Origin of the sequence: Dyadobacter jejuensis (assembly GCF_003149085.1) — a bacterium.
In the GTDB taxonomy this organism is placed as follows: domain Bacteria; phylum Bacteroidota; class Bacteroidia; order Cytophagales; family Spirosomataceae; genus Dyadobacter; species Dyadobacter jejuensis.
In genome coordinates, this window is the sequence record NZ_QGDT01000013.1 from 69,546 (window position 1) to 96,500 (window position 26,955).

Sequence of the window (26,955 nt, forward strand, 5' to 3'; positions counted from 1 at the left end):
TCAAAATTATAAAAACCGTTTGTCTACTGGTCACCTTAATCTATTTTTGTGCGAATAAAATAGGTGGTTTGAAAAATATTCTCGTTGGTTTGTTGTTTTCTGCGCTTTGGGCCTCGGCTTCCGTTGCCACCAAGTTGGGGGTAGCTATGGCTCCACCGCTGGTACTGGCCAACCTCCGGTTTTTTCTGGCTGGATTCGTGTTGCTTGGGTATGCATGGCTATTTCCTAGAAAAATGATCCTTCGTTTTCCAACTCGGAAAGAATTGACACGGCTCATGCTTTTTGGCTTTCTGAATACAACGTTATATCTGGGCCTTTATGTGTATGCCATGAAATATACAGCTGCCGGTATTGGTAGCTTGGCAGTGTCTACCAACCCATTGATTATGGTGTTGCTTACCGCCTTTTGGTTAAAAAAGCCTGTGCGTTCGATGGACGCTTTTGCCATCATTTTTGGAATGGCAGGGATTTTAATCGCCACTTATCCGCTGCTCCAACAGGGGCTTACCGACCCGCTGGGGGTTGGGCTACTCCTTGCCAGTATGCTGTCGGTATCGGTGGCTAGCGTTTACTACAGCACCCTACCCTGGCAAATGCCCAATATTCTTATTAATGGGTGGCAGGTATTATTAGGGGGCATTTTTCTGTTGCCCATCACGCTGGCTGTTGGTGGGATGGAGAGCATCCAATGGAATTTACAATTAGTTACCTCCGTTCTGTGGCTGAGTTTGGCGGTCTCCGTGGTCGGTCTGATCTGCTGGTTTTACCTACTCCGGCAGGATGCCGTGAGGGCTTCCATGTGGCTATTCTTATGTCCCGTTTTTGGTTTTGTATATGCCTGGTGGATCGTCGACGAGCCCATTACGTTGTATACGTATATTGGTACTCTATTGGTAGCCATTGGCCTTTATTTGGGGCAAGGTGCCCGATTCCGTCGCCGAGGGTAGTCATCAAAAGGCCCATTCCCTTTGGTGAAAGGAACGGGCCTGCAAAGTCTTATTAATCTCTATTAGGGATTATTTATTTCTATTTCCCCTTTTAAATAAAGGATCGCTTCTCCCGAAATTTTTACACGATCGCCCGCTAGTTCGCAGTGAAGCTCGCCCCCTCGTTGAGAAAGTTGACGGGCCAGCATGGTCGTTTTCGACAATACATTAGCCCAATAAGGGACCAAGGTCGTATGGGCCGAGCCCGTTACAGGGTCCTCATCGATACCCGATTGAGGAGCAAAGAAGCGCGACACAAAGTCCACATCATCGCCTGGAGCCGTTACGATCACCCCACGGGTAGGAATAGTAGATAATACAATAATGTCCAACTCTAAGTCCCGCACTTCGGATTCATCTTTGAGGAGGACCAAATAATCAAATTTGCCTTTGTATACTTCTAGTGGGGACGTCGATTTTAGGCATTCTACCAGCGCCGGTGGGGGTACGGCCACTTGGTACTGATCGACGGGGAAGTCGAGGGTGAACCACGAGTCCTTCTTAGTGACCACCAAAGGGCCACTCCGTGAGTCGAAGGTGATGCTTTCGTGCTGGTAGCCCATGTAATGGAACAAAACGAAAGCCGCAGCGATGGTGGCATGCCCGCAAAGGTCCACCTCTACAAGTGGAGTAAACCATCGAATATGGTACCCGGCTTCGGTTGGGATTAAGAATGCCGTTTCTGCCAAGTTGTTTTCTGCGGCTATCTTCAACATTAGTTCATCTGAGAGCCATTCCTGCAAGGGTATTATAGCCGCAGGGTTACCTTTGAAAATAGTATTCGTAAAGGCGTCTATTTGGTAGAGAGGTAGTTTCATGAACTGGGTTAATTATGGAATATAAGACCCAAGGTATTAAAAAAAACACCTACTTATATGATTTGTTTTAGGAAAATCAAAATTTTTGCTCAAATAATACCACGCTTAGGGCCTGAAATTAATAGACAGTGCTAGTTTAATTCTTTTTGTTTTTCATGCGTAGGTATACCCCATTAGTCCATCCAAATCCCTCCTGAATCTCATACTCCCCATTGGTTGCTACCATATTGGTGTCGGAAACGTTGTACTTTTCAAGCATTTTTCCAGAGAAATTGAATTCCTTTTCGAGAATTTCTAACCACTCAGCCCTAAGGGTATTGGCGGTATGGTGAAAGTTGTAATTTCGGAGTCCTTTATAGGCCACCCACTGCAAGGGAGCCCAGCCGTTGGGTGCATCCCATTGCTGGCCCGACCGTACTGTCGTAGTCAGTAGCCCGCCCGACTTTAAGAAATTCAGTCGTATATAAGACCTTACGAAGTGGGATTGGGTTTTGGAGGCCAGCTTAAAGAATAGGGGGAATGCACCGGCCAAGTTGATGGAGTGGGTGCTGTTTTTTTGTTTGAAATCGTAATCCATAAAGAAGTTCTTCTCTTCATTCCACAAGTAGTGGCGTATGGCCTTTTTCCTTTTGATGGCTTTGGCCTCATAGATTTTCTGAAGCGAAAATTTATCCTTAAGCCTATAAGCCTCCGCAAGGGTGAGCTCCAGCAGGTACAATAGGCAGTTGAGGTCTATAGGGATAATATCGGTCGTTTTAATGCTAGCAAACTCATTTTCGTCTTCAAACCACCGGCTACTAAAGTCCCACCCCGACTCAGCTGCGGCCCGAATGTGGCGGTACAATTCGGCGGGAGGGGTACCAAATAGTTTGTGGGCCCGTTCTGCCAGTTCCTCGTCCTCACGAAAAGCTTCGGGCCGAGGGGTGCATTTGTCGTCCCAGTAGCGGTTCAGAACCTGGCCATTGGGCAGATATACCAACCTGCGGTGGGCAGTATAGGGTTCGGGTTCGGACTGTCCCGGGTCCATCCAATAGTCATATTCCTTTTGCAATTGAGGAAGGTATTTCTTTAAAACCTTCTTCCCTTCCATTTCACTAAAAAGGTTGACCATTAAGGCAAAAAATGGGGGTTGAGAACGGCTGAGGTAATAAGTGCGGTTGGCTGTAGGGACAAAGCCAAAGTTATTGATCAAGTAGGCAAAGTTATTGACCATATTCTCAATAAGCTCATTACGCCCACTTTCACGAAGCCCCAGCATGGTAAAATAACTGTCCCAATAATAGATTTCTCTAAACCGCCCCCCAGGCACCACATACGGGAACGGGAGTGAAATGAGGGAGCCACCCTGCTCAAGGTCTTCTGGCTGACGTATCAGGACGGGCCAAAGTTGATGAATATGCGTTTGGGCGTCCAGCCCAGGTTCGGGGCGAAAGTCCGATTTTATTTCTTTAGGGATACGAAAGTTTTCTGAAACGAATTGCTTGAGGTCAAAGGTCTCTGATTCTTTTTCAATATGGTATTTTTCTATTATGAACATGGGATCCCATAGCGGGATGCAGTCAACAAAAGTCTTACAGTCCTCAAATATATGATTACGCTGAATATCTTCGAAAAGCACCCCATACAAGTCTTCAGGAGATACGTAGGCTTGTAGAAAGGTGTGTGAAACAGGGGAAAATCCGTACGGCATAATGACTATTAAAAAGGGGTTATGATCATTTATTTTGGGGCCAACTTTTGATGGGCTGCTGCAATGGGAAGAGTTGAGGGGGAGCTTATTTTACCTCTGAAAACTCTAGCTTAGGTATATCGAATGATTTTTCTATAAGTTGGATCTGAATTTTAAGGATTTCTTCGGCCGCTTTAGCATCTATTTTATCGCTGTCGTCGGTAGGCTTATGATAGTCATCGTGGCCGCCCGTGTGAAAAAATAATACGGGGATTTGTTTGGCATAGAATGACCCGTGGTCGGACCCTCCACTTCCCGCCTTGTCGGTAAAGAAGCGAACGCCTCCCGAAACGCCTTCGAAAATTTGAGGCCAACTGGGGCTTGTCCCGTAGCCTCCTATTCCTACGCCTCTGGTAGGATTGTAACGACCGATCATGTCCATATTGGTCATAAAATTGATATTGGCGAGTGGTAGGGTAGGGTTAGCTACAAAATGTCGGGAGCCAAGAAGGCCCAGCTCTTCGGCACCAAAGCCAATAAATAAAAAATTATAAGGCTCTTTAACGTCGTTGCTGGAAAAATACCTTGCCAATTCTAACATTCCAGCTACACCGGAAGCATTATCGTCGGCTCCATTATGGATTTTTCCTTCGGGATTTTCCTCCTTGCTACTCCCTTGGCGTCCTTCTCCCAAATGGTCGAAATGGGCTCCAATGACGATCGTGTGGGCGGCTCCGTTATCGAGAAACCCGATTATATTTTTGGTCGGGCGCAGGCTGTCCTTTACGACGACTCTTCTTACCTTTGCCGTGAAGGGTTGTTGGTAACCTTTTGTTCCCAAAGGAGTTAAGTGGTATTTCTTAAATTGTTTGGCAACGTATTTGGCCGCTTTTTCATTCTGTTTACTACCGGTGCCACGCCCCTTCATAGCATCGGAGGCTAGGAATTCGATATGATGGCTAATATTGGCGGCCGTCGGGGTATAATCTTGTGCCGAAACGGTAACAGACCATAGTATAGCGGCCAAGAGGTAAGCAAGTTTCATTCGATAAAATTAAAAATTAAAAAAAGGCAATATAAAGGCTGTAGAACTAGTACCCAAATGCAAAAAAAATATATTTCGTATTTGTTTTGCCGATAGGCTTCGCTACTCGAGCCATAGGGCCAGGTATTATGTCATACCTACAACAAAGGTATTAAAGGAATGGCTCCATCTGCTTGGGTTAATGCCGGCGACGACCAGGGAGCAGTCCTTGTAGAGGGGGGCAATGCCTTTCAGGTTTTATTAGGGAAGGTCCTTAAAAGGAGCCTTCAAAAATGGAGAAGGCCCCTTGCCTTATTACTTCATTAATTCCTGATATATCACATCCATGATCCCAGTACGGATATTGAGTTGTGATATTTGGTTATTATCTCTGGTGGGGTATACCCGGTTAGAGAGGAAAACATAGTTGAGTTTCCAGGCGGGGTCGGCCCAGGTCATAATACCCGTGTACCCCGTATGTCCATAGCTACTCGGACTGGCATAGCGTGGGGCATTGGCCGTATAAATGAAGTTCGGCTTGTCAAATCCTATTCCTCGGCGGTTGCCAATCTCGGGGTATTGGTAGCGTGTAAATTCCAATAGAGCGTCCTTACTCAATAGCTGCTTGCCGCCATAATATCCTTCCTGAAGGTACATTTGCCAAACTTTCATTACGTCGTTGGCCGACCCGAAAAGCCCTGCATGGCCACTAACTCCTCCCATCATGGCTGCAGCTTCATCGTGCACCTGGCCGTGTAGTTGCGTCATGCGGAAGAAGGTGTCTTTTTCGGTAGGTACGATGCGGTCAAGCGTATAGAAACGGGTGGGGTTAAAGGTTAAAGTATTGGCCCCTAACTTACTATAATAGTTTTTCTTGATATAACTTTCAAAGTCTACTCCCGTAAGGTTTTTTACAACTTTTGGGTAAAGCAAAAAGGAGAGGTCGCTGTATACATATCCTTGATCGGCTTTCACCGGAGAGTCTCTGATTCCTTGATAGAGCACATCTATATAGTTTTTGCGTATAAATAGGCTGTCTCCAACCACCGAAGTGGGGTAATTGGCACTTCTGGTAGTACTAAATATACCTTTTTTGAAGCTTCCATCAGGATTTTGTGATTCTTGCCAAAACTTGATATAGGATTTCAACCCTGCACTATGCGTCAGCACCTTTCTCCATACCAGGTCGGCCTTATTCGATTTTTTTAGTTCTGGAAGATAGTCCTTCATGGTCTTGTCCAGATCAAATTTTTTCTGATCCCATAGGCTCATCAAAGCGAGGGTGGAGGCGGTGATTTTAGTCACCGAGGCCAAGTCGTAAAGATCGGTGACTTTTACTTCCTGGGAGCCTTCATAAGTATGTTTGCCATAGGCTTTCCTAAAAAACACCTTTCCATCCTTGGCCAGCTGAACCACACAGCCCGGGGTGGCGTGTTCACGGAGCGCCAGGTTAGCGATAGAGTCAATTTTATATCCGATAATTTTGGAATCGAGGCCTATTTCTTCTGGAATCGTATACTTGAGTCGACCAATAGCCGGTGTGTGGATGCCTGCTCCGTACAGGTAGTCCTTGTTGACGGTGACGGGCAGCTTCCCTTCGGCGGGTATAGCACCAAACACCAATTGGGCTGAAAGGTCTTGGGTGAATTCGGTGAGCTGGTAAGCCATAATCAATGCCTTGGCCTTCTTAATATTACTCAGGTTATTAAGGGCATAGGGGTTGCCAAAAACGGTTACTATTGCCTTGTCGGTATCGATAAGTTCGGTAAGAAAGCCATCCATGCCAGTGGTAAGTCCGTAGGTGTTTCGTGGAGAGATACTGGGCAAATGTACCCCTACTACCAATAGGTTATACGCTGCCAGATGCTTTTTAATATCCGTTAGTTGAGCCTTGGTAGGGTTGGTAGGTACGTAAAAGTGGTCAACGGTGGTATAGAGCCCCAGGGTGTTTTGGAAGGTGCTTACCGTATCGACCCCTATAGAAATGGAGGCGATTTTGAGGGTGTCGAGTTCGCGGAGCGGAAGTAGATCACCCGTGTTATTGAGAACGGTTAAGGCTTTTTCGGTCATCAACCGATTGGTTAGTTCTGCCTGTTTAGGGTTAAGATCTTCATATAAGTGATCTAATTTTACGGGTTTCAGCTTGTTAAGTCCTGCCCAGGCTTTGGCTTCGAGTACCTTGCGACAGCGAAAATCTATTTCTGCTTGAGATATTTTTCCTGCGGCGATGCTTTTTTTTATTTCTTGGATCGACTTGGCAACATCTTCTGTAAATTCTAGTACGTCCATACCAGCTTCCAGCCCCATGGCGTCGGCCTTCCCGTCAGGGAAATATTTGGTAACTCCTTTCATATTCATGGCATCGGAGTAGATCATCCCCTCAAATCCCAACTGGAACTTCAACAAGTCGCTTACAATGGGCTTGGAGAGCGTCGAAGGTAGGTTGGGGGTAGGTTCTAGCGCCGGAATAGCCAAGTGGGCGACCATCATGCCACTCAGTCCATTATTAATTAAGACCTTGAAAGGGAATAGTTCCAGGGAGTCTAAGCGGGACTTGGAGTGGCCAATCAGCGGCAAGTCATAATGAGAATCAACGCCGGTATCGCCGTGGCCTGGGAAATGCTTGGCACTGGTGAGTAGGCCATGGTCCTGCATGCCCTGCATATAGGCCAGGGCCTTTTCTGCGACTTTATATTTGTTTTCCCCGAAGGACCTGAAGCTGATTACGGGATTTTTAGGATTGTTATTAATATCGGCTACTGGGGCAAAGTTGATATGTACCCCTAGTCGCTTAGCTTGTTGAGCAAGCTGGCCACCCATATCATAGATCAGGTCATTATGTCCCTGAATAGCCCCCAGGGTCATTTGGTAGGGGTACCGTACAGTGCTGTCGATGCGCATGGCCAGTCCAAACTCCGCATCCATAGCAATAAGCAGAGGGACCTTCGAAATAGATTGGAAGTGGTTGGTTAGCTTGGCTTGTGGGACAGGCCCCCCTTGGAAAAATACGATTCCGCCTACTTTGTTTTCTCGAATCAGTTTCTCTACTTGAGCAGGGTGACTGCTGCTACCAATCATCGATCGGCTGGGATCGGAAACGGCTGCCACCATAATCAACTGAGCAATGCGCTCGTCGGGGGAAAGACTATTGAAAACGGAGTCCACCCAGGCGCTATGTTGCCTAAGAAACGGAGGTGGGGTGGAGATTTGAGCACTGGCAGTCCCCATTAGGGTGGTCAACGCCCAAATGCTCAGGAATAAGATTCTTTTCATGTTAATTTACTATTACGAATATGCTCGCCAAAGTTTGAAAAACAATCTTAGAATAGCAATTAACCACCCAGATATTGGGTGCTTATTGGAAAATCAAACCCAATATCAATCCCCCTATAATGACGAGATAGGAGGGGGTTTTGGTGAAATAGAGGATCATCAGGGTGCCTACAACCGTTAACAGTGGGAGGGTTTGCGCCGACATAGGTTCGAAAAGGGAAATAGCCGCGGCCAGGGTGAGCCCACAGCTGGTTGCATGAATCCCGGCTAAGGAGGCCCTAATGCCCCTATATTTCTTTAGTTGGTTCCAAAAGGGGTAGGCAAAGAATATAAAAAAAGTGCCAGGAAGGAATATTCCTGCAGTGCCAACGATCCCTCCCAGGATTTGACCCATCACCCCATAGTTTTTCATAGATAAGCTGCCCACATAAGTGGCTATGGAGAATACCGGCCCAGGGACAATCTGCGTGAGGGCCATTCCCGACAGAAACTCCTGGTTGGTCAGGTATTTTTTAAATTCTACGAATTCATTAAACAGCATAGGAATCAGCACTTGTCCACCACCAAACACCAAGCTGCCGTTACGATAAAAGTTTTCGAAAAGTCGTACCGGTAAGGATTTGGTGACTGACCCTATGATAGCCGCTGTAAGGAGTACCGAGATCCAAAAAATGAGTGGACGCCACACGATTTTTATAGGCTCCTTCTCCATTTTTTCTAATTTATTGAAGTTAATCGAGGCGATTACACCTCCCGAAACGATGAGCATAGGGGTCATGTAGGGAGACGGATATAGGTAGGCTAGCAGTATGGACAGTACCAGTAAAAACCAATCTTGCTGGTTATGAATGACTTTTAGGGCGATTCTATAAGCACCAAAAAGCAAAAAACTGACGGCCATAGGGCCCACGAAGCGGGTAAAGGATAAGGATATATTATTACGTTCTAAATAGTGGATTCCGATGGCGGCCAGGCTCATAAAGACCATGGCCGGTAAGGACCATACCAGCAGGGTAAGGTATGCCAAGGGTTGTCCGCCTATCTTTAACCCTATGGCGGTGATGGTTTGGGTAGAACTGGGTCCTGGGAGTACTTGGCATAAGGCCTGAAGTTCCAGTAGTTCCTCCTCGGTAAGGTAGCGTCGTTTGTGAACGAGCCTGTCGATCATCAGCATCAAATGCACCTGTGGCCCTCCAAATGCCGTTACCGACAGCAGGATAATATCCATTAGATAGATCAGATAGCGGAAACGTCGAACGGGAAGGCTCAATGTAATGGGCTCTTAAGTGAAAAATCTAGGTGCATGAGTAAAGGCTTCAAACTTTCCAATTTTAATCAAGCAGTGGTAATATAAGTAGTATTCATTTCGAATGAGATAAACAAGTTAATCATTTGAAATGAATACTACGACATCCATTTAGAACAAAATACAATATTCGGTAATTACACTCGAATATATTATGATTATGCTCAGCTTATGGAGTATAGGGAATGCTATTTTTTTAATCCGAGTTCTCTTAATCTTTCGTCCAAAAACGCACCGGCCGTCATGTCGGTATAAATTTTGGGGTGCTGCTCGTCAATACAGCTCGGTAAGGAGGTCAGGTCCATATCGGCACGGGGGTGCATAAAAAACGGGATAGAGAACCTGGAAGTCCCCATTTTTTCACGAGGTGGGTTCACAACCCTATGGATAGTCGATTTGAGTTTATGATTGGTGAGCCTATCGAGCATGTCTCCCACGTTCACGACAATCTGGTCGGGTAGGGCGGTTATAGAGATCCACTGACCGTCGCGCCGTAGCACTTCCAATCCTTCGGCACTCGCTCCCATCAGTAGGGTTATCAAATTGATGTCGCCATGAGCGGCAGCCCTCACGGCCCCTTCTTCCAAGGCATCGGGGTTCTCTATAGGGAAGTAATGCAGGGCCCTTAGCAGGCTATCGCCATTTTTAACCTTATCCTCGAAGTAATCTTCAGGAAGTTCTAAATATAGGGCTATGGCTCGAAGTAGCGTCTTTCCTGCTTGTTCAAACAGCCGATATACTTCTAATGTGAGGGCCTTAAATTCGGGCATATGATCCGGAAATACATTCGAAGGCATGGTGCCCGTAGGCTCCGGTTGACCAATATGGTAAAATTCTTTTAGGTCGGCTACTTTATAACCTTTGGCGGTTTCCCGACGTTTGCTTATATAACCTCTTTGACCAAAAAGCTCGGCAAATTCTAGTTTTTTCTTCTCGGCTTCGGGTAGGGCAAAAAACGCCTGGACTATCGCATAAAGCTCCTGACGCAGCTGGTCGGACAAGCCATGGTTTTTGATGGCTACAAAACCGATATTGGTAAAGGCCGCTCCCAGGTCGGCCACAAATTGTCTTTTCTTTTCGGAATTTCCAGTGGTGAAGTCAGCCAAGTCTAACGAGGGGACTTCTTTCAATAATTCAGGTTCCATGCGTTGTTTTTTTTTCAAAGTTGAAAACAATCCGTTGTTCATACAACTATTCTTACCATAATCGCACACATTCCGTATTTTTGCCGGCAATATGGTAAAAAGGAAAAGTAGTAAAAATAATCCAAATGACCCGGACTATCTCAAGCCCTTGCCGGCGAAGGGCTGGGCCATTCTGGTGGGGGTGGCTTTGGTATTGGGTGGGTTGTGGTGGTATATGGAGTCCCGGGCCGAGAATCGATGGGTGTTTGTAAGGCAGATAGGCATTAAGCTGCCTATGCGTTACGCTATACACGGCATCGACGTATCGCACCATAATGCGCGTATCGACTGGGATAAGCTTAAGAATACACCTATCGGTGAGGCAGTTGTCGACTTTGCTTACATTAAAGCCACAGAAGGAGCCACGCATTTGGATAGGCAGTTTAGAACCAACTGGAAGGAAGCAAAGCGTGTAGGAATGACCAGGGGGGCCTACCATTTTTATAATCCTCGGGTATTATCGGGCCTACAATTTGAGAACTTTAAAAGACAAGTACGGCTGGAGCCGGGCGATTTGCCTCCGGTATTGGACCTGGAAGTGAACGCCGGAAAACCCGATGAGATTATCATAAAGGGAGTCGCTAATTGGCTGAGGCTCGCCGAGGAACATTATGGTGTAAGGCCCATCATCTATGTCAACGAGCATTACTATAAGAAATATATAGTCGGGAATTTTGATGAGTATCCCTTATGGCTTGCTGGCTACTCCCGCACCCACGTCGACGACCTTGCTCAGGATGCCCAGGTGATGTTTTGGCAACACAGCGAAAAGGGCTGGGCGCCAGGCATACGCGGCTTTGTCGATTATAACGTTTTTTTGAATCCGTCAGATGAGTGGCGCAGCCTTATTGGGCGCTAATAGGATTGGTTTACCCCACGTTAGACGCCCCCCACACACACAACTTATAGGCGATGGGGCGTCTTCCGTAAAGGCGCGCAGGATGGTGGTTATACCATGGGCTCCTGCTGGCTTAGACAGTGGAAACTACCTTGCCCCCAAATGATTTCGGATGCCAGTAAAGGAATTATTTTTCGGTCGGGCATGGCCTTTTCAAGTATATCCACGGCCAGGGTGTCGTTGGGATTGTCGAAAACGGGGACAATCACCCCCGCATTGCACATCAAAAAATTGACATAAGAGCCCGGGGTACGAAACCCGTCTATGACCACGGCCTTAGGCATGGGTACTTCTATAATATTAAGTGGCTTACCATTCAATAAGCGCATTTTCTTTAAGAGTGCAAGGTTGGACTGTAACACGGCATAGTTCTCGTCGTTTTGGTCATATTCGACACAGGCCACCACAGTATCCTCACTTATAAATCTAGTGGTGTCATCGATATGTCCATCGGTATCGTCCCCTACAATGCCATCTTCTACCCACAGCACCTGCTCGGCTCCGTAATAGTCGTAGAGCTTTTGCTCTATCTGTTGTTGGCTGAGTTCTGGGTTTCGATTTTTATTTAGCAAGCACGATTTGCTGGTCAGGATGGATCCCGCTCCATTAAACTCCACAGAGCCTCCTTCCATGATAATACCCGGGTCTACGCTGGGTAGGTTCAGATACTGGGCAATGGCCAGAGGCGTACGGTTGTCGTCGTCGTAGGGTGGATATTTGCCTCCCCAAGCGTTATGACCCCAATTAACCACCAGCTTTTGTTTCGTTAAGGGATTGATTAAGAAAGCAGGGCCATGGTCCCGGCACCAGGCATCGTTTGTCGCCTTTATTACAAATTCGATCCGAGAAAGGTCGACCCCTAGTTGGTTCAGTTCGTCGGTAATAAAAGCCTGAAGGTTTTGGTCGTTGCAAACTATGCCTACCTGCTCGCCTTGACTGATGGCCTTGATAAATTGCAGGTACTGGGGGCGCATTTTGGCCAGTCGTTCCCCTTGCCACGATGCTTCGTTATGCGGAAAGGTAAGCCAGGTAGCCCGATGAGGGTGCCATTCTGGAGGGAAAGTAAAACCTAATTGTTTTGGCGTGGCGGCGTGTTGGGTTGGGGTCACAAGATTCAGTTTATAGCGATTGGTGATGTTTTCCTTGGCAAAGTTCGTAAATCGTTTATAGATTCGGAACACAAATTTTCGGACGTTTGTAAGCAGGCCCTGAGTGCTGGAATTATTTCCTATTGAAAGAGCGAGCATGTAGAGGCCACCCCAATCGTTTGGCGTTTTTTTCAAAATACTAATCTTTTGATTATTCGTTCATTATTTACAATTGTTATGTTAAATTTAGAATCAAACAGAGCCTTAGAGTTCAGTGTGTTGTTTCTAAACGTAATATGGCCTTATGTATAAAGACCCCATAGCCCGAAATCTTGTTTATGTAGTATTCGGAGGTGCCATCTTATATTTTGGACGCACACTGTTTATTCCACTAAGCTACGGATTGTTTATTGCTTTATTATTGTACCCCCTGTGCCAATGGCTGGAGGGCCAACGGGTGCCGAGGCCCATCGCTATTCTCTTGTCCTTGGCTTTGCTTATACTGCTGGTAGGAGGGATGGTTTTTCTTTTTATTCGTCAAATCTCGGCCCTTCGAGAACTTTGGCCCGGCTTGAAGCTCAAATTGATGGGTAGTGTTACCGAATTATTGACCTTACTAGAAAGGGATTTACAGGTAACCCCTCAGCAGGGAAGACAGTGGGTGTCTCAGGGGCTCGAACGATCGGTGGGCTTTCTTTTTACGGCAGTGGGAAGTATCCTGGGACAGTCCATTACGTCCTTGGTCAGTTTGCTGTTGGTCCCTATTTATGGATATCTCATCTTGTATTATCGTAGCCCATTATTTAGAGCACTCTATTTGATGGTACCCATTAGGTTGCAGTCCGAAATGCGGAATATTTTGGCGGAGTCGATCGTTTCGTATGTCTCTTTTATTAAGGGTATGCTAACGGTCTATCTGATCGTTGGAGTTCTAAACTCCTTGGGCCTTTATTTATTAGGGATTCCTCATGCCCTGTTCTTCGGGTTTATCGCTTCCATCCTAACATTCATCCCTTATGTGGGTATCATGATCGCCTCCTTATTTCCAATTGCGGTGTCCTGGAGCCTTTATGATGCCGTATGGGCGCCCATGGCCGTTATAGCCCTGTATTCTTTTGTGCAGTACCTGGAAGCTAACCTGATATTTCCGTGGGCGGTGGGGCAGAGGCTTCACCTGAACACCCTCGCCATGCTGATCATCATCATGGCCGGGGGGATTTTGTGGGGTGCCTCCGGTATGATCCTTTTCGTACCGTTCGCCGCTATATTTCGCCTCGTGGCTCAAAAAATGGAAGGTACTGAAGCAATTATATTACTATTTGGAGGTAGCAAATAGAGGCGTAGCAAATTAACGGCCCAGATTATTGGCGCTGTCGCCCTCTGTTTAAACCCTTGCTGGTAATCTATTTTAATATATGAACAAATACGATATGTCTTAAAAGTAATTCATCATCTTTATAGCATATATTTTTGAGGGACTGTAAATAGTACTAATTCTGGGTAAAGATTAGTTCGGAAGATTATACAAATAGTTTTATTTGTCTCTAATATATTAATAATCAATTGAATATATTCAAAAAATATGTCTTACAAGTACGATAATTCTATATATTTGCATCGAATTTAAGAAATGGAAAGGACGACTATGTCAAAATAGCTTCAAACTGAGTAGGGAACTATAGTAAAGGCATCAGGATCGACCTTGTCTAAGAATATTATCAAGTAATAGAGATATTTCTGTTAGATGACGGGGTGTTGATTCAGACTTTAAATTAAATTCTTAGCTTTCCTTTCAGGTTTTCCTGAATGGTCGATGAATTGTATTTCTTAATTATCATATAATCTATTCATGTTACAATTTTTATTCAATTATCCCCATTTAAAGGGTTGGCTTCTGGCTGGTATAGGGTCAGTCTTTATGGTATTAATGCGCTTCGATGTTTCCAATGCCCAAGGCGTGGATAATGTACTTACTGTTCCAAGTAGTTATCTTTCTGGAACCCTGAAGGGGAATGGGAATTTTAATGCCCTCATTTTTGGCGATATCACCAGCAACTCAGGGGATACGGAAGGGCGGCTGGCCGTAGGCGGAAATTTTGCGTATACTAATGCAAGTTCGGGCTATAGTGTGGGGATTGTAGGTGCTGAGGTAGGCTCGGTAAATCCACCCGCTAATACCGATAATTTTATAGTAAATGGCCAGTATTCTAATCTAGGAAATGCATGGCAGGTACGTGGGAATATCGTATTCAATCAGGTAGCCGAGGGATCGATGCTTCCATCCACAGAGGGTTTGAGCCAAACAGGTGTGGCCGAACATATAAAATTTAATGGAGACGATTTGTTGAAAGAATATCAGACACTCAGTGCGCGTTTGGCTGGTTTTGTTGCCAATGGTTCGGTAAACCAGGAATTCCATTACGATCCTATTCAGCTGGTTGGGACCGATGCATCCCTGAATGTATTCGATGTGACCATCCCCACAGGCCATAATTCTGGGATAGAAATTACGGTACCCGCTGGTTCTTCGGTGCTGGTGAATGTATCCAATACGGCTGTTAGTATCTCAGACGGTAATATGACCATTAACGGTGTAGGCATTCCTAGCTATGGTGCAGGGGAGAAGGTATTGTTCAATTTCCCAAATGCGACCGAGCTTTCCCTTACGCGCTTTGGGATGTTGGCCAGTGTATTGAGTCCCAAGGCCAATCTGACGGCCAGCGGTGGGTCTATCAATGGTCAGTCGATTATAGGGGGTAATGTGGTGCAAGGAGGTAGTTTTGAGTTTCATAATTTTAACCTGACCGCCAATTTCGACTCCGCTTTGCCCGTAACACTAAATAGTTTCGATGTGAGCAACCAGGAAAGTCAGGTGGTATTGGATTGGAAAACGAGTGAGGAAACCAACAGTTCTCATTTTGAAGTGCAGCATAGTACGAATGCCAAGGAATGGCGTACGCTAGCGTTTGTGGATGCTCAAGGGCATAGCACTTCCGAGTCGCGTTATCACCTAGTTGATGACCATGCGATGCCAGGTGCCAATTTTTACAGATTAAAGATGATCGATATGGATGGGACCTATAGTTTTAGCCGGATTCGGTCCATCGATGTGGAAAGGGTGGTCAGGGTGTATCCCAACCCAGTAGCCGACAAGTTGTATATCGAATCCGATGTGTCGTATGACCACCTGGTGATGTACGATCGGCAAGGAAAGGAAGTCTTAAAAAGGAGCTATTTGGGTACGTCTGGTATGGAGATCGGTCAATTATCAGAAGGTATTTATGTAATTTCTTTAATCAAAGAGGACGGATTATCTGTCAATCATAAAGTATTGGTAAGGCGTTAATGATGTGATTATTAATAGTGTTACTATGGGCCCTTTCGACGCTGTGTCGGGAGGGCCCTATTCGTAGTAATACAAAGCAGCTTGAGGCAAAAAGCCCCAAGCTGTTTAAATACAGGTTGTACCACCTCTGAAACGATCTTATTTAGTCGATTTATTAATCATTGAAAACAATCAGATTGTCTACCCAAAAACTACCATCAGCAGTAGTAATATTGAATGCTTTGGGGGTTGATCGGGTATGGTGCTTTATGAGACCGACTTTCCAGCTGGTAACCAGCCCGGTCTCAGGGTCAAAGTGATAGAGGGTATCATCTTTGGTTAGCTTTTTAATTTTCTTTCGTCCATGATTCGTTTCTACTTTGTGATACCGAGTTGCCTCTAAGAGAAGCGCTGGAACCATTTTCATTTCCTGTTGGTCGGGATGAAGGTATACGGATACCAGTTTAGCCGAAGGGTTTTCGAAAACGGTAATTTTCTGGACTGAGGTTACCACTTTCTTACCATTACGACAAGTGGTAAGTTCTTCACCAATTTCTAATTCTTCCAGCGATTTCATAGTGCCATTGGCCAAGGTTATTTGGGAAGAAGCGCTAAGGAATGGTCCCCTGCGGCTATTTCTCTCCACTTTAGTGCCCGACTTCGAGTTTTTTTTATCGGTGTTCACTTCAGCCATGGCCTGCATAGCAAGTAGCACGAGCAGTAAGGGCAATACATTTTTCATGATCGAGTTTATTTATGCCTTTGAAACACTTACGTACACTTTGGTGATAATCTGCGGAAGTGCTCCCATTCCCAGTAGCACGAAGCCCGAAGGAATCAGGTGATGCAAGTCGGCAAAGTAGTTTCCTGAAGTGAGTATGCCTAGAATCAATATGGTAGAAAATGGGAGAGAGAATGCCAGGAGCAAGACGGCTAACTCCATATCAAAGGTACGCTTCTCGCTAGGAATATCTTTGGCATCCTCCTTACTGTTAAACGCCGAAATATGCGCCAGAGGCCAAAAACTAACGGCACTAAGGGGTAATACTACGGCCAACATAACCATTGTTGGATCGTTGAGGTTCAGTAAAAATATCATGGCTGAGCTGAGTAAAATAGAAATGCCAGCCCTGAAAAACAAGATGCAAGCTACGGTACGCTTGCGTCCCTCTTTGAGTTGGACGGCTAGGCCAATGAAAAGCAATACTAATGGAGTCATCATGGCGCTCGATTTGTTAAACAAATCGGTAATGACGGTGGGTAAGGTATTGTAGTTGATTCCCATACTAAGCAGACCGAGTGCCAGTACCAGCAATATATTGATAGGTTCCCGCACCATACTACCCAAGAGACTGGTGACCTTACCTTGAATATTGGTTTCTTGTTCCGTATTATTCTTCAGAAACATATTAAGTGCTACGATATAGAGCGCTACCAATACGAAGATTTTGTTGCCCACGTCGGCGAGTGCTGCTATGGCCAAACTTTTATCTCCTAAAAATTCGGCGATAAAGGGGAAGCAAGAGAGTCCTGGGGCTAATGATGGAATGAGCATCATCATGGTTCGCCCGGTTTGGGAGTCCTTCTCTATGCCAAAAAATGGGAAAGATAGTGGGGTTAAAATATAGAGGGAAGCATTGAAAATTAACATGAGGATAGGAATCACCAACATGGTAGTTTCAATCTCTATTTTCATTAATGATATGAATATGGTGGCAGGCAGGGCCACAGAAAGAATGATTTCTTTGATTCCATTGGTTCTTTCTTTATTCTTGAATTTGCTTTTAAGGACTAGGCCCAGCACAATAATAAGTAGGAGTGTAATTGTTTTTTCTATGGCATCGCTCATGATATAAAAATAGATTAATGGGAGAATCCTGAGACTTAGATCGAAAGAGGGTATGATTTTGGGGAAGGTATAATAGAAAAAGGAAGGCATAGGACTGAATAGCAATGCCTTCCTTTTCTTGGGGTGGGCTGTTTAGCTAAATTGGCCCAAAGCGCCTACAAAGGCCTTCATTTCATCCATTGTACCGATACTTACGCGGCACCATGGCTTGTCTTGAATGTCAAATGCGCGCACGGCTACACCTTTTGCGGCCATTTTGCCTAGAAGCTCTTTACCCGAAAATGGGATTGGGAAAAGTACAAAGTTGGTATAGGAGGGGATGTACTTATAGCCTCTTTTGTCTAGTTCGGTATACAAGTATTGTTTTGCTTCGTGATTCAACTTTCTGGTGTTGCCTTGGAAGTCCTTGTCGTCCATACTAGCCGAAGCAGCGAAAATAGAAGTGTAGGAGATTCCCATTCCACCACGGGTAATCTTACTGATCTGTTCGATGAATTCGGGTTGAGCAGCCATATAGCCCACTCTTATTCCGGCCATTCCCATGATTTTAGAGAATGTTCTAGCGACAATCACGTTTTTATTTTTTTGTAATAGGGATACCATACTTTGGGTATCGGCGCCCACGGCTAGTTCAATGTAGGCCTCATCTACAAAAATGGGGACTTTTTCGGATACTCTAGAGCAGAAATCGAGCAACTCCTTTCCTGTAGTGATGGCTCCAGTTGGGTTGTTGGGGTTACAAATATATACTAGTTTGGTGTCCTTATCTACCGCCGCTTCCATCGCTTTTAAGTCATGAGACCAGTCGTCTTTACACGGAACGGCCTTCCAAGTGGCCCCAACCGATTCAGCTACTTTGATCAAAGACATATAACAAGGATCGGCCGATACTACATTGCCACCATTCATAAACAGCACCAATGCTACCTTCTCTAGTAAGTCGGAAGATCCAGGACCCATCATGATATGCTCTTTGGTAACGCCTTCTTTTTTAGCGATTTTTTCGACTAGGTCGTACATCTCTTTCCAAGCATAGCGGTTACCATATTTCACCGACTCAGCAACCGCCTTTTGCGCCGTCATAGGAGGGCCGTAAGGGTTTTCGTTGGCGTTAAGTTTGGCAATAATCTTGGGAGCTTTAAAGTCATCTGGCAAGAAGTGCTCTCTGACCATGGGGCTCCTATATATACGGTTTTCTGGATCTAAAGACAAAGGGCTGTTTGAAAAGGCTCCCATGCTCAAATGTGGGGCTAATGACATGCCTCCAATGGCAAAGAGACCCGTTTTTAATAAGCTTCGACGGTCCATTTTCTGATTCATAACTTGATGCGTTTTGATAAAGTAAAATTTCGAAATAAGGGAACTAGGTAAAGATTTTCTCTTAAAAAAGATTTTAATAAGCTGGGGCGGCGAGGATAGTACTAAATCGTTTATTTCCAAGGGGTTCATGTTGTCCCGAGGATTCTATTAGACCCGTTTCTTCGTATCACTTTCTTGTGAAAAAGTTATGGCTGTGTGGTGTCCACTTTTCCTGTGCGCCGCACACACCGTCAGGTGGACAGAACATACACAGCCATAAGCTTGCAAAACTGCTTCTCCGGAAAGCATACCCTCTTAATAGAGGACAAATTAGGGGCCGTCGATTCATGTCATTTCAATAGACAGGAAGACTCGTAATTTGTCCACCATTAGGGATGATGATATAATGTATATTTTATAATACTGTGCGTGTTGGGGATATTGGGGACTATCCTAAGATGATAACCCAATCTTGGTACTTTTCCCCGGCACATTCAATAATGGATCAGTGCGGCATAACCATTATTGTATTTTTTCTAAAACGGGTCATTCGTTCAATGACAGTTCAAATATACTGACAAACAAGATTCTTGCAAGCAAAAAGTTTTAATAATTTGCTTTTGTGGGCAATAAAAATTGGTTATTGTGTAAAATTTCAAAATTATATTAAAAAAATCCTTTATTCTGAAAGGAGGCACTGCAGGGAAGACGAGTCGAATTTTGTCAGGAATTAGCTAAAATAAATTTGTCGGTTCGTTTGAGATCATGTTTAGGGATTCATCCCTTTTAGGGTTGAAGGTGGGACACTTGATAGGTCAGCCAGGACAAGGTGTATAAATATGTGATTCCGTTCCAGTATTACTTATTAAATGAGTACCTTTGTAGTTTGCTCCAGAGACGGGGCTTTGTATCATTTAAATATAGGATCGGAAGGCGTTCAACCTTCGACAGATTAGACAATGAGTAGACACGGAAGAATTTTAGTCGCCATGAGTGGCGGCATCGATAGCTCACTCGCCGCAGTGATGTTACATGAAGAAGGGTATGAGGTGATCGGGATGACGATGAAAACCTGGGATTATGCCAGTAGCGGAGGGACCAAGAAAGAAACGGGTTGCTGCTCGTTGGACTCCATAAACGACGCCCGTAATATATCGGTGGAGTTGGGTTTCCCACATTATATCTTAGACATACGGAATGAATTTGGTGATTATGTCATCGATCATTTTACTGGAGAATATCTGGAAGGCCGAACACCCAATCCTTGTGTGCTATGCAATACGCATATAAAATGGGATGCACTCCTTAAGCGAGCCGATCGACTGGATTGTGAATTTATAGCTACCGGGCATTATGCCAATATGCAATTCAAGAATGGGAGACATTACGTATCTAAAGGTATAGATACCACCAAAGACCAAAGTTATGTGCTTTGGGGGGTCTCTCAGGAGAGTCTGGCCCGAACCAAACTGCCCTTGGGGCATTTGCATAAGTCGGAGATCAGGGAGATGGCCCGAGAGCGTGGCTTTATCGACTTGGTAAACAAATCGGAGAGCTATGAAATCTGTTTCGTTCCAGATAATGATTATCGAGGATTTTTGAAGAGGCGGATTCCAGGCTTAGAGGCAGAGGTAGCAGGAGGTAATTTTGTGTATGCCGATGGCACCGTGGTAGGCAAGCATGAAGGGTATCCTTTTTATACGGTAGGTCAGAGGAAGGGGCTTGGCATTGCCTTAGGCCGCCCGGTATTTGTTACCGAAATTCGGAAAGATAGTAATGAAGTGGTCCTTGGCGACCTGCCCGACTTATTTAGAGACGGGATGAATGTTTCGAAGTTGAATCTACAAAAATATGCCTCAATTGCTGAGCCTATGGAGACGATCACCAAAGTGCGCTACAAGCATGAAGGACAAGGCGCTTTGATTGAGCAGATAGCCGATGATAAAATTGTGGCAAAGTTCCACGATGGGGTCAATGGGATCGCTCCCGGACAAGCGGCCGTTTTTTATGAGGGCGACGATGTGATTGGAGGAGGATGGATCATGAAAAGTTTTCGTCAGGAATAAGTTTTTATAATCCCTTTTATAAGCAGAAACGCTGAATAACGAATGTTGTTCAGCGTTTCTTCTATAAGCTGGTGGCTATTAACCCAACACTATTGCGTACGTTGCCGCACGGCTTCATAAAGTACTATGGAGCTGGCTACGCCTACATTCAGGGATTCTACCTTTCCTAAAAGCGGAATGCGACACCCGGTGTCGGCTAGGTCCAGTAATTCTTTTGAGATACCATCTTCCTCCGACCCCATAATGATGACTGTAGGCACTTTGAAGTCAATGGTATACGGCGAATGATCCGTTTTTTCGGAACAGGCCACCACTTGTAAGCCACTATCGCGCAGATAGCGAATGCTTTCTACCAGGCTGATTTCCCGGCAAACTGGAAGGAAATTAAGGGCACCCGAAGACGTTTTCATGGCATCACCATTGACTTGAGCCCCTCCTTTTTGCGGCACGATCAGGGCTTGGACTCCGGCGCATTCGGCGGTACGCGCTATGGCACCAAAGTTACGGACATCGGTGATACGGTCTAAAACCAAGAAAAGTGGTGTTTTGCCCTCTTCATATACCTGGGTCAGTACGTTATGCAAAGGAACGTACCGAATGGGCGAAACGAAGCAAACCACCCCTTGGTGGTTTTTACGTGTAAGCCTATTCAGTTTCTCGATAGGAACGCGCTGATAGGGGATGCCAGCTTCTTTTGCGGCTTTTTCTATCTCAGCAAAGCCAAGTTCTCTCTGAATAAATAAACGTTCTATTTCCTTGCCTGAACGAAGGGTTTCCAATACGGACTGGGTACCAAAAACCATGTCGGCTTGAGGTGGTCGAGGGGCGGGCTGTCTCAGCGAATAATTCCGTTTCTCCATGCTTCTACTACGGGGTACCATATGGGCTGGTATTCGGCATACCGAACGAGCTCATAATGGTCGTCTACAAATTGATTGTTTCTTCTGTTAAATGTAAAATTTACGTTTTGGGCATTTCCCCTTTGATTGTACGTCCAGACCTCCTTGTCTTTACTCCTCTGTACCTTGTCGGGAGGGCCCAATACGATGAATATCATTCCTTTGTCGGTCTTCCAGCCTTCCTTGTAGGTGGTGAACAAGGCGTTGGCGTCTTCAACCCTAGCATAGTAATTCTGAATCGTTTGCTTGGCCAAAGGGGCATTTCCATTCATTAAGGTTAGCCAATAGGTGTCCAACGCTTTTTTATAATCTTCTGCTTTCTGGATCTCATTAATTTCGGTATTGGTACTCATATAAAGCAATGGCTCCAATAATAACTCCGGCTGAGTAGTTTTTGGGAATCGATCGTTGACCACCAACAAACCGAGCCCTTCTTTTTGAGTGGTATCAGCAAAAATATTATAGAGTCCTTCACGCGTAAACTGTAACTCTTGCGTGGACTGGATAGTAAAGATACTGTCTACAGACAATGTTTTGGAGGCTGCTTTTGGAGAGGTGTTCATCGGTGAGCCTGCAGGGTCAAAATCGTGTCGATAATAAAACACCTGAAGGGGCTGGCTGCTTTTCTCCAAATTGAGCAGCCTTACGGTCTCGTTGGTTCGAACGAAATGCCGCTCCAAGGGGAATTGGGTAGCCGAAGGGAAAACGGCATACAAATCGTTGGTCTGTTGCTGCTTGAATGGTATAGTGAGGTCATTAAGTACTTTTTTGAGTGTACCTATTTGGCTGAGCTCACTTAGGAGTACTCCAGATTCCCTTTTAGGACTGTCAAATTCAAATTGAATGACCAGTTTTTTCTCTTGAACGGCTACGTTTTCAGTCGATAGCTTCACGTTGCCATAGCCCAGTCGGTCGCGGGTTCCGTAGTCGGAATATATAACATAGTTGAGGTTATAGGAATTCAGGAACTCACTAACCGACATGCGTTGCTTGCCCTTATAGGCATCCACATATAGGAATACCCGGGTTTTGGTGCTGTCTTGTAACAAATATTGGCTTTTAACGGCCAGGAGTGCTAATTCGTCGGGAGCTTCGGCTGCTGCCATGCCCATGGCTCTTACCTGGGCGTCGGGGATCTGACGCGACGGTGCCTGTGAGGAACTACAGCCCGAGAATACGGCTGCTAGTACTGCTATTAAAAATCCAATGTTATTTTTCATATATCGATACCGCTTCATTTGTCTAATAACGTACGATCCGACAAAAATACCCAATATAAATGGAAAAAATTATTCTCCTCCGTTTCTCGACGGTTTATTCGTGTTTTTTATTTGTTCGGCTATTGCTGCCCACTGTTCGTCGGTGACGTCCTTTAAGAAGTTGAACTGACCTCCATTTAGTACTTCACCGCCGTCTAGCGTGACGACTTCACCAGTCATATAACTAGAAAAGTCGGAAAGTAGGTAGGCGGCCAGATTGGCGAGCTCCTGGTGCTCACCGGTCCTTTTAAGGGGGATCCTATTTTCAAAAGAGAATTTTTTTGCCAATTCTTCAGGAAATAGTCTATCCCATGCTCCTTTGGTAGGGAATGGGCCAGGGGCAATGGCGTTGAGTCGTATACCATAGGGGGCCCATTCGAAAGCCAATGACTTGGTCATGGCCAATACGCCGGCTTTGGCCATAGCCGAAGGGACCACCCATCCGGAGCCTGTCCAGGAGTAGGTTGTCGAAATATTAAGGATCGTACCTTTTATTTGATGGTCAATCCAATATTTTCCTAAGGCCAGGGTGAAGTAGTAAGATCCCCTGAGCACGATGTCCACCACCACATCGACGGCTTTGTAGGACAGTTTCTCGGTAGGGCTTATAAAATTTCCTGCTGAGTTATTGACCAACCCATCTACTCGGCCAAATGCTTCGATGGAGGCCGAGATAACCCCTTCAATCTGTTCTGTTTTACGCACATCACAGGCAATGGGCAATATTTTTCCGCCAGTTTCCGTCTCCAATTCCTTGGCAGTGGCCTCCAGAACATCGAGTTTTCGGCTGCAGATGACTACATTGGCCCCTAGTTGCAAAAAATAGCGCGCCATCGATTTTCCCAAACCGGTCCCGCCTCCAGTTACTATTATGGTCTTTTCTTTTAAGCTTCCCTCCCGAAGCATACCTTCTATTGGGTTCATACGGTTCTTTGATTTGAATGATACATATAGGTCGCTCCCACAGACTCATCGTGACGAGCCTAGTATGCTTGCATACCACTCTGGTAAGATATGAATTATTGAAGGAAAAATTGGGTTTCGTGCCCTAAATATATTAGCGGTTCCGCTCCCTAGCTGGCCATATGACGGGAAAACAGGAGGTCAAAAGGGTAACTAAGGGTGTTGTGCCAATAAATACAGTACGGCCATCCGAACGGCTACCCCATTTTCTACCTGATTCAGGATGATGGAATGGTGGGAATCAGCAGCATCCGAAGTAAGCTCTACGCCTCTGTTAATGGGGCCAGGGTGCATGAGCACAATCTCCTTGTCGAGCTCATCGAGCATTTGCCGGTTAATCCCAAAGAATTGCGCATATTCGCGCAGAGAAGGGAAGTATTTGATTTGCTGTCTTTCTAGCTGTATACGCAATACATTGGCTACGTCGCACCATTGCAAGGCTTCCCTCACATTATGGCTAACTTTTACACCTAGCTCTCCCAAGTGTTTTGGGATCAGCGTAGAGGGTCCACAGACCATCACTTCGGCCCCGAGTTTTTGTAGACAAAAAATATTGGAGAGGGCAACCCGCGAATGGGTGATGTCGCCGATGATGGCAATTTTCTTTCCATTGAGGTCGCCTAGTTTTTCTTTCATTGAAAAAGCATCCAACAAAGCCTGTGTCGGGTGCTCGTGGGTACCGTCGCCGGCATTGACCACATTGGCATCGATGCGGCTGGCCAGGTAATGAGGAGCCCCAGGACTGCTATGGCGCATCACAATCATGTCCACTTTCATGGCCAGGATATTATTGACAGTATCTAAGAGCGTTTCTCCTTTTTTTACGGAGCTACCCGAGGAGGAAAAGTTGACTACGTCGGCCGATAATCTTTTTTCGGCGAGTTCGAAAGATAGCCGGGTGCGCGTCGAATTCTCGAAAAAAACATTGGCAATCGTGATGTCGCGAAGGGAGGGTACTTTCTTAATCGGGCGATTGATGACTTCTTTGAATTGAGTGGCGGTTTCCAGAATCGTTTGGATGTCGCTCTCGTTCAGATTTTTAATTCCTAGTAAGTGCCGAACAGAAAGTTTTGTCATTATGCTAATACTTAAAAAGTTTGGCAAAGATAATAAGTAAGGCCCGATAAGGACAAAAGAATTTACGTTTTCTCGGTGTAGAGCCTTAGAAGATTCATTTTTTGTTATTTCCTTTTCCTGTCTTCCCGAGCCACAAAGTTGGTGGTTCTTCTTACTCTTATAATAAATAAATATATTTGCCCCGAAAGCCTCGGGTCTACGTTTTTAAATTCATTCTGACTGAAGGCCGATCGTCTTGTTTTATTGCTCCCCTAACCATTTATGAATTCGATTTTCCGACCTATTCCATTAATAAGTATTTTGATACTTATGCTAATCGTGGGCCTGCATTTTAGCTATTTGTTTCGCTTTGCGCTAAATGTTCCCAATGGAGACGACTATTACTGTATATATGACTTTCTGATTCAGTATCAGGCGGCTGATTCCATTTCAGAAAAGCTACTTCTGATTATTACACCTTGGTTAGAACATACTATCGCCTACACCAAAATTTTGGCCCTAGTCAATCACTTGATTTTTGGCGTACTAGATTTTAAGGCCTATATATTTATGGGGAATTTAAGCCTAGTAGGTATTTTTTCATTGTACTATTTGCTGTTGAGTAGGATGAAGAAACCAATTTACTTTATAATACCCATAGCCCTATTATTATTTCAACCGCAAAGCTATGAAGGGTTGTATTGGCCTGCTGCCACTGCAGCTTATATGTCGGTCATCTTCTTTTCGTTTTTATCGGTGTATTTGGCCTGTTCCGACCGTCGGGGAGCTATCTGGGGAGCATTGGCCGCTGGCACTATGGCCTTGTATACCTTCGGCTCGGGGGTGATGGTCCTGCCTGTCGTTTTTGTTATTCTCCTATTGAAGGGGGACTACCGAAAGCTCCTGATATGGAGCCTATGGTCGGCCTTTATACTCACCTTGTTTTTGACTTTCTATGTCTATCCGGAGTCGAGTAGGCCTCCTATTTTTCAAAGTTTGTTGACTAATCCAGGATACGTTTTCAATTATTTTTTCGCGTTTCTAGGGATGACCACCGATTTGGAAGAAGCCAACAAAATGCCCAATGAGGTGCGCCATATCATCGGATACGGGTTTGTGTTGTTTGTGTTATTATTTGGTTTGCTATTCAAGCGATTCCTGGCCTTTTTAAAAAACCGAACAAAAAATTCGGCAGACTTCTGGACTATAGTGGGTTTTAGCCTTATTATATTAGGTGGCACGGCCAGTATGGCCTTGCTGCGTGGGCAGACTGAGATGATTTATATATTTTCGAGTCGTTATAAGATCTATTCGGCCAATATGACGATCCTGGTATTTTGTGCTATGCTGTTGTTTAGCACGAAACGACCTTGGGAGAAATACTTTTTGGCCCTTGCTTTAACTCTCTCCTCGGTGTTTTTTGTGGTGTCGTATTACCACTATACCTATAAGATTAAAGAACAACGCGACGTGTTTCAAGCGGGGGTGTATAATTGGAATACCAATCAGCAATGGTTGCTCTATCGGCAAACTTCTTATTATGAAAAAACTTCGGAGCATTTTTCCCGACTGATGGACCGGCCAGAGAGTCCCTATCATATCCCATCCTATTTTCCGACCCTTGCCAGGGATAGGATAGAGCATGCGGAGATGGACTCGGGCTTGGAGGTCGTCAGCATCGATGGGAAGCTGGTACTCTTTAAGAATGAAACCGCCCCCCAGGCCGGTATTCATCGGGGCAATTTTATATTTTTTATGTCCGATAAGCATATCTATCTGTTTCCGACTTTGGCGAATGCTAACGCCAAAAAAAATCTGATTGCCAGTGGGGATTGGTATAAAAATGGCTACGTTTCACTAGTCAATGTGGATCAGTTGACTCCCGATACCTATCGCATTGGCGACTATAATAGCCTTACCGACCATATCAGGGTGTTTGAAGAGCCAATCCGCATAGGAGCGACTTATTTGCCTGTATTTAATAAAGAGTAAA

At 45.2% G+C, this 26,955-nt stretch carries 21 protein-coding genes; 7 read left to right on the forward strand and 14 right to left on the reverse strand.

Features of this window, described 5'->3' with window-relative positions:
• Window positions 1–68: 68 nt before the first annotated feature.
• Window positions 69–947 (forward strand): DMT family transporter, encoded by an 879-nt coding sequence (locus CLV98_RS19255; protein WP_109677031.1) that lies wholly within the window; start codon window positions 69–71, stop codon window positions 945–947.
• 62 nt (window positions 948–1,009) lie between these two features.
• Here the strand turns inward: CLV98_RS19255 and CLV98_RS19260 are convergent, their stop codons facing one another.
• From CLV98_RS19260 to CLV98_RS19270, 3 genes are all read right to left on the reverse strand, one after another.
• Window positions 1,010–1,804, reverse strand: a complete 795-nt coding sequence (locus tag CLV98_RS19260; RefSeq protein WP_109677033.1) for a PhzF family protein — start codon at window positions 1,802–1,804, stop codon at window positions 1,010–1,012.
• Between the two features lie 136 nt (window positions 1,805–1,940).
• Complete coding sequence (gene treF / locus CLV98_RS19265; RefSeq protein ID WP_109677035.1) at window positions 1,941–3,494, reverse strand: alpha,alpha-trehalase TreF; 1,554 nt, start codon at window positions 3,492–3,494, stop codon at window positions 1,941–1,943.
• A gap of 85 nt (window positions 3,495–3,579) precedes the next feature.
• Window positions 3,580–4,518 (reverse strand): M20/M25/M40 family metallo-hydrolase, encoded by a 939-nt coding sequence (locus CLV98_RS19270; protein WP_109677037.1) that lies wholly within the window; start codon window positions 4,516–4,518, stop codon window positions 3,580–3,582.
• A 159-nt stretch (window positions 4,519–4,677) separates the two neighbouring features.
• Here CLV98_RS19270 and CLV98_RS23495 point away from each other — a divergent pair, with 159 nt between their 5' ends.
• Window positions 4,678–4,824 carry a hypothetical protein gene (locus CLV98_RS23495; RefSeq protein ID WP_158281296.1) on the forward strand — a complete coding sequence of 49 codons (147 nt, stop codon included), beginning with the start codon at window positions 4,678–4,680 and terminating at the stop codon, window positions 4,822–4,824.
• Here the strand turns inward: CLV98_RS23495 and CLV98_RS19275 are convergent.
• From CLV98_RS19275 to CLV98_RS19285, 3 genes are all read right to left on the reverse strand, one after another.
• Window positions 4,813–7,770, reverse strand: a complete 2,958-nt coding sequence (locus tag CLV98_RS19275) for a serine hydrolase domain-containing protein (RefSeq protein ID WP_109677039.1) — start codon at window positions 7,768–7,770, stop codon at window positions 4,813–4,815. The two genes, CLV98_RS23495 and CLV98_RS19275, sit on opposite strands and share 12 nt — an antisense overlap.
• A gap of 82 nt (window positions 7,771–7,852) precedes the next feature.
• Window positions 7,853–8,998: a chromate efflux transporter gene (chrA, locus tag CLV98_RS19280; RefSeq protein WP_109677041.1), complete on the reverse strand. Its 1,146-nt coding sequence runs from the start codon at window positions 8,996–8,998 to the stop codon at window positions 7,853–7,855.
• A 266-nt stretch (window positions 8,999–9,264) separates the two neighbouring features.
• Window positions 9,265–10,221, reverse strand: a complete 957-nt coding sequence (locus CLV98_RS19285; RefSeq protein ID WP_109677043.1) for an isopenicillin N synthase family dioxygenase — start codon at window positions 10,219–10,221, stop codon at window positions 9,265–9,267.
• Window positions 10,222–10,312: 91 nt separating this feature from the next.
• On the opposite strand from CLV98_RS19285, the gene CLV98_RS19290 reads away from it, so the two are divergent.
• Window positions 10,313–11,119, forward strand: coding sequence for a glycoside hydrolase family 25 protein (locus tag CLV98_RS19290; RefSeq protein ID WP_109677045.1), 807 nt, complete (start codon window positions 10,313–10,315; stop codon window positions 11,117–11,119).
• A gap of 89 nt (window positions 11,120–11,208) precedes the next feature.
• Here the strand turns inward: CLV98_RS19290 and CLV98_RS19295 are convergent, their stop codons facing one another.
• Window positions 11,209–12,441 carry an agmatine deiminase family protein gene (locus CLV98_RS19295; RefSeq protein ID WP_229203465.1) on the reverse strand — a complete coding sequence of 411 codons (1,233 nt, stop codon included), beginning with the start codon at window positions 12,439–12,441 and terminating at the stop codon, window positions 11,209–11,211.
• Between the two features lie 109 nt (window positions 12,442–12,550).
• On the opposite strand from CLV98_RS19295, the gene CLV98_RS19300 reads away from it, so the two are divergent.
• Window positions 12,551–13,582, forward strand: a complete 1,032-nt coding sequence (locus CLV98_RS19300) for an AI-2E family transporter (RefSeq protein WP_109677048.1) — start codon at window positions 12,551–12,553, stop codon at window positions 13,580–13,582.
• A 513-nt stretch (window positions 13,583–14,095) separates the two neighbouring features.
• The gene (locus CLV98_RS19305) at window positions 14,096–15,592 is read left to right on the forward strand and encodes a collagen-binding domain-containing protein (protein ID WP_109677050.1); all 1,497 of its coding nucleotides are present in this window, start codon (window positions 14,096–14,098) and stop codon (window positions 15,590–15,592) included.
• Between the two features lie 154 nt (window positions 15,593–15,746).
• On the opposite strand, the gene CLV98_RS19310 is transcribed toward CLV98_RS19305, so the two are convergent.
• From CLV98_RS19310 to CLV98_RS19320, 3 genes are all read right to left on the reverse strand, one after another.
• Complete coding sequence (locus tag CLV98_RS19310; protein WP_109677052.1) at window positions 15,747–16,313, reverse strand: hypothetical protein; 567 nt, start codon at window positions 16,311–16,313, stop codon at window positions 15,747–15,749.
• 12 nt (window positions 16,314–16,325) lie between these two features.
• On the reverse strand, window positions 16,326–17,420 hold the full coding sequence (locus tag CLV98_RS19315; RefSeq protein WP_109677137.1) for an AEC family transporter: 1,095 nt from the start codon (window positions 17,418–17,420) through the stop codon (window positions 16,326–16,328).
• Between the two features lie 132 nt (window positions 17,421–17,552).
• Window positions 17,553–18,740, reverse strand: a complete 1,188-nt coding sequence (locus CLV98_RS19320; RefSeq protein WP_109677139.1) for a pyridoxal phosphate-dependent aminotransferase — start codon at window positions 18,738–18,740, stop codon at window positions 17,553–17,555.
• Between the two features lie 938 nt (window positions 18,741–19,678).
• Here CLV98_RS19320 and mnmA point away from each other — a divergent pair.
• Window positions 19,679–20,785 carry a tRNA 2-thiouridine(34) synthase MnmA gene (gene mnmA / locus CLV98_RS19325; protein WP_109677055.1) on the forward strand — a complete coding sequence of 369 codons (1,107 nt, stop codon included), beginning with the start codon at window positions 19,679–19,681 and terminating at the stop codon, window positions 20,783–20,785.
• Window positions 20,786–20,874: 89 nt separating this feature from the next.
• Here mnmA and rlmB read toward each other — a convergent pair whose 3' ends face one another.
• The 4 genes from rlmB to CLV98_RS19345 form a co-directional block, all read right to left on the reverse strand.
• Window positions 20,875–21,645 carry a 23S rRNA (guanosine(2251)-2'-O)-methyltransferase RlmB gene (gene rlmB / locus CLV98_RS19330; RefSeq protein WP_109677057.1) on the reverse strand — a complete coding sequence of 257 codons (771 nt, stop codon included), beginning with the start codon at window positions 21,643–21,645 and terminating at the stop codon, window positions 20,875–20,877.
• Window positions 21,621–22,904, reverse strand: coding sequence for a GWxTD domain-containing protein (locus CLV98_RS19335; protein ID WP_109677059.1), 1,284 nt, complete (start codon window positions 22,902–22,904; stop codon window positions 21,621–21,623). Before CLV98_RS19335 ends, rlmB begins: the two co-directional genes overlap by 25 nt.
• A gap of 69 nt (window positions 22,905–22,973) precedes the next feature.
• On the reverse strand, window positions 22,974–23,867 hold the full coding sequence (locus CLV98_RS19340; RefSeq protein WP_109677061.1) for an SDR family oxidoreductase: 894 nt from the start codon (window positions 23,865–23,867) through the stop codon (window positions 22,974–22,976).
• 192 nt (window positions 23,868–24,059) lie between these two features.
• Window positions 24,060–24,983, reverse strand: coding sequence for an aspartate carbamoyltransferase catalytic subunit (locus CLV98_RS19345; RefSeq protein WP_109677063.1), 924 nt, complete (start codon window positions 24,981–24,983; stop codon window positions 24,060–24,062).
• Between the two features lie 261 nt (window positions 24,984–25,244).
• On the opposite strand from CLV98_RS19345, the gene CLV98_RS19350 reads away from it, so the two are divergent.
• Entirely contained in the window at window positions 25,245–26,954 is a 1,710-nt protein-coding gene (locus tag CLV98_RS19350) for a glycosyltransferase family protein (RefSeq protein ID WP_158281297.1), read from the forward strand.
• Window position 26,955 lies beyond the last annotated feature (1 nt).

Bases quoted from the DNA above. Each gene is read 5' to 3' on its own strand.
- CLV98_RS19340 (WP_109677061.1), bottom strand. From the start codon at position 23,867: ATGAACCCAATAGAAGGTATGCTTCGGGAGGGAAGCTTAAAAGAAAAG.
- CLV98_RS19345 (WP_109677063.1), bottom strand. From the start codon at position 24,983: ATGACAAAACTTTCTGTTCGGCACTTACTAGGAATTAAAAATCTGAAC.
- mnmA (WP_109677055.1), top strand. From the start codon at position 19,679: ATGAGTAGACACGGAAGAATTTTAGTCGCCATGAGTGGCGGCATCGAT.
- CLV98_RS19320 (WP_109677139.1), bottom strand. From the start codon at position 18,740: ATGAATCAGAAAATGGACCGTCGAAGCTTATTAAAAACGGGTCTCTTT.
- CLV98_RS19270 (WP_109677037.1), bottom strand. From the start codon at position 4,518: ATGAAACTTGCTTACCTCTTGGCCGCTATACTATGGTCTGTTACCGTT.
- chrA (WP_109677041.1), bottom strand. From the start codon at position 8,998: ATGGATATTATCCTGCTGTCGGTAACGGCATTTGGAGGGCCACAGGTG.
- CLV98_RS19300 (WP_109677048.1), top strand. From the start codon at position 12,551: ATGTATAAAGACCCCATAGCCCGAAATCTTGTTTATGTAGTATTCGGA.
- CLV98_RS19285 (WP_109677043.1), bottom strand. From the start codon at position 10,221: ATGGAACCTGAATTATTGAAAGAAGTCCCCTCGTTAGACTTGGCTGAC.
- CLV98_RS19305 (WP_109677050.1), top strand. From the start codon at position 14,096: ATGTTACAATTTTTATTCAATTATCCCCATTTAAAGGGTTGGCTTCTG.
- CLV98_RS19315 (WP_109677137.1), bottom strand. From the start codon at position 17,420: ATGAGCGATGCCATAGAAAAAACAATTACACTCCTACTTATTATTGTG.
- CLV98_RS19350 (WP_158281297.1), top strand. From the start codon at position 25,245: ATGAATTCGATTTTCCGACCTATTCCATTAATAAGTATTTTGATACTT.
- rlmB (WP_109677057.1), bottom strand. From the start codon at position 21,645: ATGGAGAAACGGAATTATTCGCTGAGACAGCCCGCCCCTCGACCACCT.
- CLV98_RS19260 (WP_109677033.1), bottom strand. From the start codon at position 1,804: ATGAAACTACCTCTCTACCAAATAGACGCCTTTACGAATACTATTTTC.
- CLV98_RS19335 (WP_109677059.1), bottom strand. From the start codon at position 22,904: ATGAAAAATAACATTGGATTTTTAATAGCAGTACTAGCAGCCGTATTC.
- treF (WP_109677035.1), bottom strand. From the start codon at position 3,494: ATGCCGTACGGATTTTCCCCTGTTTCACACACCTTTCTACAAGCCTAC.
- CLV98_RS23495 (WP_158281296.1), top strand. From the start codon at position 4,678: ATGGCTCCATCTGCTTGGGTTAATGCCGGCGACGACCAGGGAGCAGTC.
- CLV98_RS19310 (WP_109677052.1), bottom strand. From the start codon at position 16,313: ATGAAAAATGTATTGCCCTTACTGCTCGTGCTACTTGCTATGCAGGCC.
- CLV98_RS19290 (WP_109677045.1), top strand. From the start codon at position 10,313: ATGGTAAAAAGGAAAAGTAGTAAAAATAATCCAAATGACCCGGACTAT.
- CLV98_RS19275 (WP_109677039.1), bottom strand. From the start codon at position 7,770: ATGAAAAGAATCTTATTCCTGAGCATTTGGGCGTTGACCACCCTAATG.